13 protein-coding genes are annotated in these 12951 nt (G+C 58.2%); 2 read left to right on the forward strand and 11 right to left on the reverse strand.

The features are described from left to right. Positions 1–58: 58 nt before the first annotated feature. Entirely contained in the window at positions 59–1333 is a 1275-nt protein-coding gene (glgC, locus tag AB5Y71_RS08475; protein ID WP_005337070.1) for a glucose-1-phosphate adenylyltransferase, read from the reverse strand. 189 nt (positions 1334–1522) lie between these two features. Between glgC and AB5Y71_RS08480 the strand changes: the two genes are divergently transcribed. Continuing rightward, positions 1523–3163, forward strand: coding sequence for an EAL domain-containing protein (locus AB5Y71_RS08480; protein WP_139401650.1), 1641 nt, complete (start codon positions 1523–1525; stop codon positions 3161–3163). Here the strand turns inward: AB5Y71_RS08480 and AB5Y71_RS08485 are convergent. The 9 genes from AB5Y71_RS08485 to AB5Y71_RS08525 all read right to left on the reverse strand — a co-directional run bounded on the left by AB5Y71_RS08485 (position 3126) and on the right by AB5Y71_RS08525 (position 11272). Then, positions 3126–3620: a hypothetical protein gene (locus AB5Y71_RS08485; protein ID WP_069553886.1), complete on the reverse strand. Its 495-nt coding sequence runs from the start codon at positions 3618–3620 to the stop codon at positions 3126–3128. The two genes, AB5Y71_RS08480 and AB5Y71_RS08485, sit on opposite strands and share 38 nt — an antisense overlap. Positions 3621–3795: 175 nt before the next feature. Then, positions 3796–4158: a DUF2750 domain-containing protein gene (locus tag AB5Y71_RS08490; protein WP_005337077.1), complete on the reverse strand. Its 363-nt coding sequence runs from the start codon at positions 4156–4158 to the stop codon at positions 3796–3798. A 180-nt stretch (positions 4159–4338) separates the two neighbouring features. Beyond that, on the reverse strand, positions 4339–5643 hold the full coding sequence (locus AB5Y71_RS08495; RefSeq protein ID WP_019445536.1) for an inosine/guanosine kinase: 1305 nt from the start codon (positions 5641–5643) through the stop codon (positions 4339–4341). A 186-nt stretch (positions 5644–5829) separates the two neighbouring features. Beyond that, complete coding sequence (locus tag AB5Y71_RS08500) at positions 5830–6222, reverse strand: MAPEG family protein (protein WP_368171386.1); 393 nt, start codon at positions 6220–6222, stop codon at positions 5830–5832. A 34-nt stretch (positions 6223–6256) separates the two neighbouring features. Further along, complete coding sequence (hemH, locus tag AB5Y71_RS08505; RefSeq protein ID WP_368171387.1) at positions 6257–7231, reverse strand: ferrochelatase; 975 nt, start codon at positions 7229–7231, stop codon at positions 6257–6259. A gap of 98 nt (positions 7232–7329) precedes the next feature. Beyond that, complete coding sequence (adk, locus tag AB5Y71_RS08510; RefSeq protein WP_368171388.1) at positions 7330–7974, reverse strand: adenylate kinase; 645 nt, start codon at positions 7972–7974, stop codon at positions 7330–7332. A gap of 303 nt (positions 7975–8277) precedes the next feature. After that, complete coding sequence (miaE, locus tag AB5Y71_RS08515; RefSeq protein ID WP_127006596.1) at positions 8278–9036, reverse strand: tRNA-(ms[2]io[6]A)-hydroxylase; 759 nt, start codon at positions 9034–9036, stop codon at positions 8278–8280. Between the two features lie 205 nt (positions 9037–9241). Next, positions 9242–10762, reverse strand: coding sequence for an amidophosphoribosyltransferase (gene purF, locus AB5Y71_RS08520; RefSeq protein WP_302246064.1), 1521 nt, complete (start codon positions 10760–10762; stop codon positions 9242–9244). A gap of 21 nt (positions 10763–10783) precedes the next feature. Further along, positions 10784–11272 (reverse strand): CvpA family protein, encoded by a 489-nt coding sequence (locus tag AB5Y71_RS08525; protein ID WP_005337086.1) that lies wholly within the window; start codon positions 11270–11272, stop codon positions 10784–10786. 8 nt (positions 11273–11280) lie between these two features. Here AB5Y71_RS08525 and AB5Y71_RS08530 point away from each other — a divergent pair, with 8 nt between their 5' ends. Further along, positions 11281–11457 carry a hypothetical protein gene (locus tag AB5Y71_RS08530; protein ID WP_158113148.1) on the forward strand — a complete coding sequence of 59 codons (177 nt, stop codon included), beginning with the start codon at positions 11281–11283 and terminating at the stop codon, positions 11455–11457. Positions 11458–11459: 2 nt separating this feature from the next. On the opposite strand, the gene serS is transcribed toward AB5Y71_RS08530, so the two are convergent. Then, positions 11460–12755 (reverse strand): serine--tRNA ligase, encoded by a 1296-nt coding sequence (gene serS / locus AB5Y71_RS08535; RefSeq protein WP_005337087.1) that lies wholly within the window; start codon positions 12753–12755, stop codon positions 11460–11462. Positions 12756–12951 lie beyond the last annotated feature (196 nt).

Raw genomic sequence — 12951 nt, forward strand, 5'->3', positions numbered from 1 at the left:
GGGAGCCAGATTGGCTCCCTTTGCATTACAGCGTCTGACACAGTTTCAAGGGCCTTCCTCAAACCAGCTTGTCCAGCATCTCCTTGGTCACCAGTACAATCCCCTGCTCGGAGCGGTAGAAGCGGCGGCTATCCTCATCGGCATTCTCGCCCACCACCAGCCCATCGGGCAGCACACATCCCTTGTCCACCACCACACGGCGCAGACGGCAACCGGCGCCAATCTCGACCCCGGGGAAGATGATGGCCTGATCCAGGGTGCAGAAGGAGTGCACCCGCACATTGGTAAAGAGCACCGAGTTGAGCACGAACGACCCGCTGACGATGGTACCGCCCGAGAACATGGAGTTGATGGTCATGCCATGCTGACCGTTGCGGTCCTGCACAAACTTGGCCGGTGGCGTCAGGGTCTGGCTGGTCCATATCGGCCAGTTCTGATCGTAGATGTCGAGCTCGGGCAACACGGAGGCGAGATCCATGTTCGCTTCCCAGAAGGAGTCCAGCGTTCCAACGTCACGCCAATAGGGCTTTTGCCCCTCGCGCGCCCCGACACAGGACATGTTGAAGGGGTGAGCAAATGCCATCCCCTCCTCCACGATGCGGGGGATCACATCCATCCCGAAGTCGTGTTTGGAGTCCTGATTGTGAATATCCTCCTCCAGCAGTTGGTAGAGGTACTCCGCCTCGAAGATATAGATCCCCATGGAGGCCAGCGAGCGATCTTCGCAACCCGGCATGGCGGGCGGATTGGCCGGTTTTTCGACGAAGGCGCGGATCTTGCGCTGCTCGTCGATATCCATGATCCCGAAGGCTGATGCCTCGGCCCGCGGCACCTCGATACAAGCCACAGTCACCTTGGCGCCAAGGCGCACATGGTCGAGCAGCATGGCAGCGTAATCCATCTTGTAGATGTGATCCCCCGCCAGCACCACCAGGTATTTGGGGCCGTAGTCGCGGATGATATCGACGTTCTGATAGATGGCATCGGCGGTGCCGCGATACCAGTGCACCTCGTCCACCCGTTGCTGGGCAGGGAGCAGGTCGATGAATTCGTTCATCTGGTAACGCAGGAAGGACCAGCCCGATTGCAGGTGACGCAGCAGGCTGTGAGATTTGTATTGGGTGACTACACCAACCCGGCGGATCCCCGAGTTGATACAGTTGGAGAGCACAAAATCAATGATCCGGAATTTGCCACCGAAATGGACGGCAGGCTTGGCGCGGTTGTCAGTCAGCTGCTTCAGGCGACTACCACGTCCACCCGCCAGCACCAGTGCCATACTCTGGTTCAATAATTGTCGTGCTTTGGCACTATTTTCGGGCTCTAACAACATGATTTACCTCTGCCTTGTTTGATCTATTTTCAACTCATCTTCGCCTGTTTCGGCACCTGTGAAAGTGGTTTCACTCACATTTAACCGATCTCAATTGACCCTTTTCACCGAGTTGCGAGGAATAGCATGCTTTGCTCCGCCAGCTTGGTTAAAATTCCCCCACAAAGCAGCCACTTCAAGGATGACAAGATGGTTCACAAGCTCGGACGTACCCTCTTTCTGATCGCCACCATAGTGACCATACCCCTGCTGCTCCTGCAAGCAGTTTGGTTGGCCCTGCAGAGCACACCGCTCACTTTGGCCATTATTCTGGCCACCACACTGCTTGGCATGATCCTGCTGTTGATGTTGGCCATACGCACCATGGATGGCATGCTCCAGCATCAGGAGCTCACCTGGGTCAAGGCGATCAGAGGGCGGGATCCCTCACAACTCGATGAGCCCGCCTCCCGGGAGGTGCTGCAACAGCTGCTGGAGCAGTTCGAAAGCGCCGAGCAGAGCGCCCATCGCCAGCTGACCGAGCTCAGCAACCTGGCCACCACCGACGAGCTGACCCAGCTACTCAACCGCCACGCGTTTCGCCGCGACATGACCGAGTTGCTGCAGCGGGATCAGGACACCCAGACCGCGACCCTGGTGCTGATCCGTGCCACCGAGCTTGGCAAGATCAACGCCCAGCGCGGCTTCCAGTCTGGTGATGCCTACATCAAGGACATGGCCGCTCTCATCAAGCGGGTGGTAAGCCGCTTCCCGGGCAATCAGGTCTACCGCATCTCGGGGGCCGATTTTGCCGTGCTGGTGCAACCGGTGGCCAATATTCCCCCCCATCTGCTGGGGCAGGATTTGAAGGTGGCCTTCGATCACTATCAGGACCAGCACGAGCTGGAGAGCACCGGTTACTCGGGGCTGACCAAGCTCAGCAGCGGCCAGAAAATCGAAGCTGTGCTGGCCAGAGCGGATCTGGCGCTGGCCCGTGCCCAGACCGAAACCATCAACGGCTGGGCCATCCAGCAAGATGACAGCGCCTCCGATCTGCAGGGGCAACACCACTGGCGCGACGTGCTGACCGAAGTGCTGGCACAGGAGCGACTCAGCTTTACCTATCAGCCAATCCAGCCCCTGCACCGCAGCATGCTGGCTTACAACGAGATCTACACCCGCTTCAGCGGCAATGACGGCACCGCCCTGCCCACCGACACCCTGTTTGCCATGGCCCAGCGGCTGGACATGGTGATGCGGCTGGAGCAGCTGGTCATTACCCACATCATGCGTCAGTACCGGGCCTTTGGTGCCAACCAGAGTCGCTGGGGGATCAACCTCTCCCCCAACCTGCTGCAAAACAGCGCCTTCCTGATCTGGCTTGACCGCCAGTTGCTCAAGGATCCCAATACCAGCGCCAATCTGGTGTTCGAACTGGATGAAGAGCATCTGGAGCGCAATCTGACCGGCGCCAAGCGGGTGTTTGAATTGCTGCGCCGCAACGGCAGCCGCTCGGCCATCGCCAATTTCGGCAAGGGGATCGGCTCCTTTACCCTGTTTCGCGAGCTCAAGCCCGACTACATCAAGCTGGACCCTGCCCTTATCACCGGACTGGAGCAGGATCAGACCAACCAGCAGTTCGTGCGGATGATCGTCGATGTATCACATCGGATGGGGTGCCAGGTGATTGCAGAGGGGGTAGAACAGCTTGGCCAGAAACAGCTGCTGCAGGGGATGTACGTGGATGGCTTGCAGGGCTATCTGATCGCCCGGCCGCAACCGCTGCGACCGGATATCAGCCAGCTGGGGCTCTTTACTGAGGATGCTTCAGCTTCAAAAGGGTCAGAATGATGTCATTGAGCTGGCGGTAACGCTCCAGCTCCTTCTGATCGTAACGGGTCGCCAGTGTAGTAGGATTGTGGCGGTTTTTGAGGTAACGGTTGATCTGCAACCGGTTGAACCCCGCCACCTGATAAACCTGGCCAAGCAGGCTATTGAGCTCATCGTGCTCCAGACCGGCTCTGGCCAGATAGTCCCCATCGGCGGGACTCTCGGTCTGGTGACTCCACTTGCCAATGCGACCACTCTCCTGCAGATAGCTGAGCCACTGCTCGATATAGAGCGGTTTGCACCCCGCCAACAGATTGAAAAAGCCCACCGCATCGCAACGACAACCGCTCAGGAGCACGACAGCCAGCTGATCATCATCGCACTGGAAGGTCACTGGCCCGGCTTGCGCCCAATCCAGCGCCTGCACCCGAATGCTGGCCTTCTCACCCGCAGCTCCCGTTACGTCAAATACAAACATGGCGCTCCTCCCTTGGCAAAAGGTTGATGATGGACCATCCCCCTGACAGGTGCAAAGGCAAATCGGCTTTTAACTCATCAATCGGGCCATTCGACCATAAAAAAGACCGGCCCCCTCACGGGTGCCGGTCTTTGTCCCGATGGCCTGTACGTTCAGGCCATCAATGGAGGCGCTTTCAGGCGTCCAGTTCAACCAATGCCTTGGCCAACTCGATGGGTTCGAGCTCCTGACCTTCCAGATCGGCGTTCCAGTTCGGGCCGACCAGCACATCATCTTCATCCAGATCGTTGATCCAGATATCGAGAAACTCTTCCAGATCGATCACTTCCGGCTCGTAATCGGCCCACTCGTCGACGCAGTGCAGACGGGCGTCCTCTTCGGCAGACCAGAGCGGCATCACGTCGGCATCTTCAAATTCGGCGGAGCGGCAGACGACCCAGTCTTCCCCATAGCGCAGACCCCACACCTGACCCGACTCGCGGACTTGTTCGATAAACAGTTGGAAATTGGCGTCAAGGTTGTCGTTAAGCATGCTCATGGGATTCTCTCTTTCTTTCGGGTGCTGCGGCATTGTCGGGCGACAATACGATGGCCAAATGGTGTCGTAAAAGTGACATGGACTCAAGCATATTGGGGTTATTCCGGGAAAAAAGCCGGGATAACCCATATTTGCCTGCAAAAACGCCTCCCGATGGAGGCGTCTTGCAGATTCAGGAGATCAACGCTCCCAGTAAACCTCTTCCAGGCTGTCCTCTTTCTCCGGCAAACCGCGGGAGAGACGGGGACTGCTCTGGGCCAACACCTCGTAGCTGACGCGGTTGGCATATTTGCACACTTGGGCCAGTGAGGAGTAGGTCAGGAACTCGGAGATGTGCTTGGCGGAGTTGGGCACATTCATCCGGTGATAGGAGTTGGCCACCATGTCGTGCAGCACGGCGGAAAGGGCGCCATCCCCTGCCCCGTTGGTGTTCTTGATCTTCTCCGGGCCCCCCATGTACGGGGAGATGTGGGAGTAGATGCGGGCCGGTTTGCGGCACTTGGCGCGGGCCATCGGGCGGCTGAACTCATACATGTTGAACTCGGGGATAACGCCGGGCAGCAAGGTATGAGTGGTCTCGCGCTTGTAGTCCTCATCGGTGTAGCTCGCCATATAGAGGCCGATGGGGCCAGCAGTACAGAGCACCATGTCGGCCCAGTCGAGAGCCTTGTCGGCCGCACCTAGCGGATCAGCGATACCGGTCAGGGCTTCACCTTCGTCTTCGTTCATCGCCAGCACGGTCACGTTTTCGGCAATGAAGTCGCGCCACCACTGGGGGTTTTCATCGATGACGAAACGGGTGCCCAGGGTCAGCACCACGGGAATACCGGCCTCACGGGCATAACGCACCGCGGTCATGGCCGCCTCTTTCATCGGATCACCATCGTCACCGCGTACCAGATAGGCGGTGATCACCAGTGCAGACGCCCCTTTGATCACATCCTCCGGAATGTGCTGCACATCCAGCTGGTTCATCTTGCCGGCGTTGATGCCGAAGCTGCGCTCGCCACACTCGGTGATGAAGGTGAAGCAACGGCCGATGGGACCATCAACCGGCTGCAGATAGTCCAGATTGACGCGGGAAGAGGTGTTGCACAGATAACGGTAGGCGTAGCAGCCGATGCGAATGTCCTGACTCATCACACCCAGCAGGATGGAGTGGGAGTCGGCCAGCACCGAGTAGTTGTGTACCGTGTTGCCGATAGTACCACCGGCAAACTCGCTCACTACCATGTTGTTGGCCTTGAGTTCGTCATAAATCCGTTCGGCTACATCATCACTGATGACGACGGAGTGCCCCTTGCTCAGACCATAACGGGTCAGAAAGTCTTCATCCACATGGGCTTCGATATCAACCAGGGTCTGATCAATCCCGACCACGTAGGCTTTGCCCAGCTCGGTTAACAGGGGATTTTGCGGAACCAGGGGATCGCGTCTGTCGACAGGGAAGTAGTGTTTGGACTTGCGCTGACCGGGAAATTTCATGGCAATGTTCTGTGCTCTGGGGGAAAGAGGGGCGGGATTTTAACACAATCCGCCGCCCCGAAAAGTCGCCCTGTTTAAATAATGGAGACAGTATAGACAAGGCTTGCAAGGAAAAACGTTTGCCTTTTCACCATAAAAAAACCACCCAACCCAGGGTGGTTCCATAGCATACAAAAGCGCCGGTTTTCAGGCGGCCGCCATGCCCTGCAACAGAGCCAGCACCGAGAAGAGGCCGAGGGCGAGCCAGAACAGCAAGGTGCCCAGAAAACGGGGCACATTGGGGGCTTTGGGGATCTGGATGCCGATGGCATGCAGGATGCGGCCAACCAGTAGCATGGCGCCACCGGCATGCAGCCAGAGCGTACCGGCACCGGAGAGCTCGCACAGCGCCATCAGCAGCAGGGTCAGCGGCACATACTCGGCAAAATTACCGTGGGCCCGGATCGCCGCCAGCAGCTCGGGGGCCTCCCCCTGCCCTATCATCACCCCGAACTGGGCGCGGCGTTTGACCACCCAGAAGGAGAGCCCCAGAAACAGCAGCCCCAGCAGGCCTGCGTAGATCAGCGTGATATGTACCATGACTCGACTCCTTGTTTGACTGACTGCCGGTCACTCATGCCAATTCGCGGCAGATGAGCGAGACCATCATCCTGATGTGGGCCTGATCGCTGTTGAGGGCCGGAATATATTCAAACCGCTCGCCACCGGCCTCCATGAAGATCTCCCGATTCTGTACCTGAATTTCCTCGAGGGTTTCGAGGCAGTCGGCCGCAAAGGCAGGGCAAATCACATCGAGTCGCTTGACCCCGGCGGCCGGCAGGCCAGCGATAGTCACGTCTGTGTAGGGCTTGAGCCACTCCTCCTTGCCAAAGCGGGACTGGAAACTGGCCGTCCACTGCCCGGCCTCCAGCCCGAGCGCCTCGGCCAGCAAGCTGGCGGTATGGCGACACTGGTGACCATAGGGGTCCCCTTCGTTCTCGTAGCGCTCGGGAATACCGTGGAACGACATCAGCAGGTGATCACCCTGACCGTGCTGCTCCCAGTGACGGCGCACGCTCATGGCCAGCGCCTGAATGTATTCGGGATGGGCGTGATAATCACGAATGAGCCGTACCACCGGCAGATTGCGCTCTCTCTTCATCGCCTTGCCCCAGGCATCAAAGACCGAGGCGGTGGTACTGACCGAATATTGCGGATAGAGCGGCAACAGGATCACCCGGTTGACCCCTTTGGCCTTGAGCGCCTGCCAGCCATCATTCACTGACGGGGAACCATAGGTCATCGCCAGCTCCACCGGCACCTCAACCCCCTCCCGCTTGAGCTCCTGCTCCAGTGCAGCACGCTGCTGCTTGCTTATCACCATCAGTGGCGAGCCCTGCTCGGTCCACACCTGTTGATAGAGCTTGGCCACTTTGGGCGAGCGCGTCGGCAAGATGATGAAGTGGAGCAGCGGGCACCAGAGGTAACGGGGCAGGTCCACCACACGGGGATCGTGCAGGAACTGGCTGAGGAACGTTTTGACGGCAGCGGTGGTCGGTGCGGCTGGGGTACCCAGATTGACCAGCAATATTCCGGTTTTCGTGGTCACGTTGGCTTCCTGTCTATCTGTCATTATGCAAAAAGGGCCCGACAGGGCCCTTCTCTTTATTTATCTGATGGCACGGGAAACAGTGCCGGCAGCAAAGATCAGCCCAGAATGGTGGCAAGCTGCTTGCTGACCAGATCAACCGGCTGGGTGCCGTCGATCTTGACGTAACGGGTGTGGCCCGCTTCCGCCTCTTTGCCGTAGAAACCGATCAGCGGCGCGGTCTGCTGATGATATACATCCAGACGCTTGCGTACTGTGGTCTCTTCGTCGTCGGCGCGGATCACCAGATCTTCACCGGTCACGTCATCCTTGCCTTCCACTTTCGGCGGGTTGAACACCACGTGGTAGGTACGGCCGGAGCCGGAGTGAACGCGACGGCCGCTCATGCGCTTGACGATCTCTTCGTCCGGCACATCGAACTCCAGCACGAAATCAACCACGACACCGGCGTCCTTCATGGCTTGCGCCTGGGGAATGGTGCGCGGGAAACCGTCCAACAGGAAGCCTTTGGCGCAGTCCGGCTGAGCGATGCGCTCTTTGACCAGACCGATGATGATGTCGTCAGAGACCAGCTGACCTGCGTCCATCACAGCTTTGGCTTTCAGACCGAGCTCGGTGCCCGCTTTGATCGCCGCACGCAGCATGTCGCCGGTGGAGATCTGGGGAATACCGTGTTTTTTCATGATGAACTGAGCCTGGGTACCTTTGCCGGCGCCCGGAGCCCCCAACAGAACAATGCGCATACACGCTCCTATTGATTGGTTATTCAAATCTTGCGAAGGCAAAAAAGTACACGGTTTCGCCCGTTTCTACAAGGGTGAGCCACTTGAATGAGCACTTTATCACCACAATAACCGGCTGATCGAACAGGATTTCATCGCAAGGGGAAGACGCAAAAATAGCCAGGGATTCAGCATAGAGCGCCAAAAGCAGGAAGGAGGTACGACAGAAAAAAAGATCCCGGCTTAGGGCCGGGAATTGCGCTCAAAAGTAACTACTTGTCGCTCGTAGTAGGAACAGGGCAATAGTAGTTTGCCCCCTGTGCGTCAACAACTGTCAGATGTGACAGGCAGGCCGCTATGAAACCGGAACTGGGGATCCGGCGAGCAGATTAGCTCTGCTTCCAGCTTGCCAAAGAAGGCAACCCGCTCGCTGATATCCTCCCCCGCATACTGTTCGGCCAAGCTCAGGTAATCCTGATAGTGACGCGCTTCGGAGCGCAGCAAAGAGACGTAGAAGCGGCTCAGCTCTTCGTCCAGATGGGGCGCCAGCTTGGCAAACCGCTCGCAGGAGCGGGCCTCGATATAGGCGCCGATGATCATCTTGTCGACTATGGTGGCCGGTTCATGGGTGCGCACATGCTGCATCAATTGGCGGGCATAGCGGGAGGCCGTCACCGGCCCGTATTCGATGCCGCGGGCCTGCATGATCTCCAGCACCTGCTCGAAGTGATGCAGCTCCTCCTGAATGAGCCGCACCATGGGAAACAGCAGCGGATTGCGTTCCAGCTCGGCAAAGACGGTGCGATCAGACTCTCCCATGCTGCGTTTGCCCAGGATCTCGGCCTTCTCCGGAATGGCATCCAGCTCGCGATAGAACTCCAGCTTGGGCAGCAGATGGCGCTTGCCCTTGGGCAGGCAGTAGCGACGCACCAGACTGTGGGCAGTGAGTGCGGCCTTGGTCTCGCAGTTGGCGTGATCGATGAGTAGGGTCGGTAAACGGGCCGGCTCCCGCGCCATCTCCACCCACTCATCCGGGGTCTCGCACTGCAAAAACTGGCGCACTGGGGCTAGCAGATCATCCATCTGAACTCTCGTCTCTTAAAAGCGTATCGATCATATATGTTGCCGCCTATGCTAGCGGATCCCGCTAGCCATGCCCATATCCGGCAAGATAAACGGATGTTTTTCAAACAGATACCCCCTACCCCTTCTGCCGGTGCGAGGTAGAAACGACAATGGGGGCCACTGGCCCCCATCTCGCTATCCCATCCGGCAAAACCGCAAACGTTTAACTACCTTCGTTAAAAATTTCCAGATTGCTGGTGCCTTCCTGCCATTCACGCACCGCTTTGGTGTCATCGTTGCGCAGGGCATTGAGGTGATCCAGATAGGACTGGTCCACGTCGGAGGTGACGTAGTGGCCATTGAAGACCGAGGTCTCGAAGTGACGCAGATCCGGGTTGATCTCCCGTACGGCGGCCTCCAGATCTTCCAGATCCTGGAAGATGAGGCCATCAGCGCCAATCAGCTTGCACACCTCTTCTACTTCACGGCCGTGGGCGATCAGCTCGTTGGCGGTGGGCATATCGATGCCATAGACGTTGGGGAAGCGAATTTCCGGCGCCGCCGAGGCGAAGTAGACCTTGGCAGCCCCCGCTTCACGGGCCATCTGGATGATCTGCTCGGACGTGGTACCACGCACGATGGAATCATCCACCAGCAACACCTTTTTGCCCTTGAATTCAGAGCTGATGGCGTTGAGCTTGCGACGCACCGACTTCTTGCGCTGGATCTGACCCGGCATGATGAAGGTACGGCCGATGTAGCGGTTCTTCACGAAGCCCTGACGGTATGGCAGGTCGAGGGTATGAGCGATCTCCAGCGCCACGTCACAGGAGGTCTCGGGGATGGGGATGACCACATCGACGTCGAGATCTTCCCACTCGCGGGCAATCTTCTGACCCAGCTTGCGACCCATGTTGAGGCGGGCGGCGTAGACCGAGACCTTGTCGATGCACGAATCGGGACGGGCGAAATAGACATATTCGAAGATGCAGGAGCTCATCTGCGGGTTCTCCGCACACTGCTCGGAGAAGAGCTGACCCTGTTCGGTGATGTAGATGGCTTCACCCGGCGCAATATCCCGCACCGTTTCGAAACCGATGGCGTCGAGCGCCACGCTCTCGGAGGCGAGCATGTACTCCACCTGGCCCTGCTCGTCCTGACGACGACCGAGGATCAGTGGGCGAATGCCGTTGGGATCACGAAAACCGATAAGACCATGGCCAATCACCAGCGAGACCACCGCATAAGCGCCGCGGATCTGCTGATGGGTTCTGCGCACCGCGGCGAAGATATCTTCGGGACGCAGGGCCATCTTGTCACAGCGATCCAGCTCGTGGGCCAGCACGTTCAGCAACACTTCCGAATCGGAGGTGGTGTTGATGTGGCGACGGGCGACCTTGAACTGCTGCTCCTTGAGCTCCTTGGCGTTGGTGAGGTTGCCGTTATGGGCCAGCACCATGCCGTAGGGCGAGTTCACATAAAAAGGTTGGGCTTCAGCGGCACTTGAGCTGCCTGCGGTGGGGTATCTGACATGACCTATGCCGATGTTCCCTTGCAGACGCTGCATGTGGCGCACTTCAAACACGTCCTTCACCAGGCCATTGGCCTTGCGTTGCCGGAAGTTTCCACTATCAATGGTCACGATCCCGGCGGCATCCTGTCCCCTGTGCTGCAACACCGTCAAGGCGTCGTAGAGGGCCTGATTGACGGGGGTGGTGCCAACTATACCGACAATACCACACATGTCTTTGCTACCTCGAAGTCACTATACCTGTTTAAGAAAACTGGATGAGTTCAACATGAACCCGAAAAACCACTGGATCACCGGCTTGAACTCCGGCACCAGCTTGGACGCCACCCACCAGTCGCTCTGGGAGAGGCTGGTGAAGGTATCCATGAAAAAAAGCAGGGCACTGACGATCAGCACCCCGCGAATTGCACCGAAGCAGACCCCCAGCACCCGATCGGTACCGGAGAGACCCGTCTTGTCCACCAACAGGCCCACCACATAGTTGACCACGCTGCCGAGGATCAGGGTCGCCACAAACAGCGCCGCGATGGCCAGACCGTTGCGAACCAGCGCGTCGGAGAAGGAGGTGAAATAGACGGCGAGATCGGGATAGAAATGGCTGGCAATAAAGAAGGCGACGAACCAGGTGACAAGAGACATGGCCTCCTTGACGAAGCCGCGCACCAGGCTGATGAGAGCAGAGAAACCGACGATGCCAATGATGGCGTAATCAATCCAGACCATAGAAAAAGATGTCCTGCGAAATTGCGGCGCAGTCTAACAAAAACGATTGCGCATTGCTTGATAAAAATGTGTTAACTGTTCAAAGCGACGCCGAAAAGCCGCATTTTTTCAGCACTAAAACGGTTGTTCGGCGCCAGAATGCACAACGCCATGGCAATGCCATGGCGTTGTGGTCTGCGATGTGAGCTTACCCGATGTGGGTCAGGCCACCCATGTAGGATTGCAGCGCAGCCGGGATGGCGATGCGGCCATCTTCCTGCTGGTAGTTCTCCATCACGGCAACCAGAGTACGACCCACAGCCAGACCGGAGCCGTTCAGGGTGTGCAGCAGCTGCGGCTTGCCGTCGATGCGCACGCGAGCCTGCATGCGGCGCGCCTGGAAGTCGGTGCAGTTGGAGACAGAAGAGATCTCGCGGTAAGTGTTCTGGGCTGGCAGCCACACTTCCAGATCGTAGGTCTTGGAAGCGCAGAAGCCCATGTCACCGGTAGAGAGCGCCATCACGCGATACGGCAGCTCCAGCAGTTGCAGCACCTTCTCGGCGTGACCCACCATCTCCTCCAGCGCATCCCAAGACTTCTCCGGGTGAACCAGCTGAACCATTTCGACTTTGTCGAACTGGTGCATACGGATGAGGCCACGGGTATCACGACCGTAGGAACCCGCTTCAGAGCGGAAGCAGGGGCTGTGGGCGGTCATCTTGATCGGCAGCTCTTGCGCGTCAAAGATCTCGTCGCGGGCCATGTTGGTGAGCGGCACTTCGGAGGTCGGGATCAGGGAGAACTTGCGCACCTTGCCCTCTTCTTCCCCTTCACCTTCGATACCGGTATTGAACAGGTCTTGGGCAAATTTCGGCAACTGGCCGGTGCCATAGAGGCTGTCCGGGTTCACCAGATAGGGCACGTAGCACTCGGTGTAACCGTGCTGCTGGGTGTGCAGATCCAGCATGAACTGAGCCAGGGCACGGTGCAGACGGGCAATCTGACCCTTCATCACTACAAAACGGGTACCGGAGAGTTTGACGCCGTTCTTGAAGTCAACGCCCTTGGCCGCTTCGCCCAGATCGATGTGATCGCGTACCGGGAAGCTGAACTCGCGCGGGGTACCCCAGCGGCGCACTTCCACGTTGTCGTTCTCGTCACGGCCCACCGGAGTGGTCTCGCTCGGCAGGTTGGGGATGGCGTCGGCAATGGCTTTCAGCTGGGCCAGCAGGGCATCCAGCTCGACCTTGCTGGTTTCCAGCTCGTCGTTGATCTTGGTCACTTCGGCCTTGAGCGGGGCAACATCTTCACCACGACGGGCAGCTTCACCGATGGATTTGGAGCGGGCGTTGCGCTCGGCCTGCAGCTCCTGGGTACGGGACTGCAGATCCTTGCGTTTCTCTTCCAGAGCGTTGACAGCCGCTACGTCCAGAACGTAGCCACGTGTCGCCAGACGAGCGGCAGCCTCTTCGATATCGCTGCGCAGATATTTGGGATCCAGCATGGTTTACCTACTTTTTTAAAATGGGATCTGGGCCTGAGTCGTCATGACGGGCTGGGAAACAGATCCGGAAGTTAACATCGGTTGGCGCACCCCAATCGTCTTCAGAATCGGGCCTTAACAATCAGGCCTTCGAGATCAAGAAGATGGCGCAAGGCCAAGACAAGCGGGGTCAGACGGGCAGTGTAGCAGACCGCCC

This window comes from Aeromonas sp. R9-2 (genome assembly GCF_040908025.1).
In the GTDB taxonomy this organism is placed as follows: Bacteria; Pseudomonadota; Gammaproteobacteria; order Enterobacterales; family Aeromonadaceae; genus Aeromonas; species Aeromonas veronii.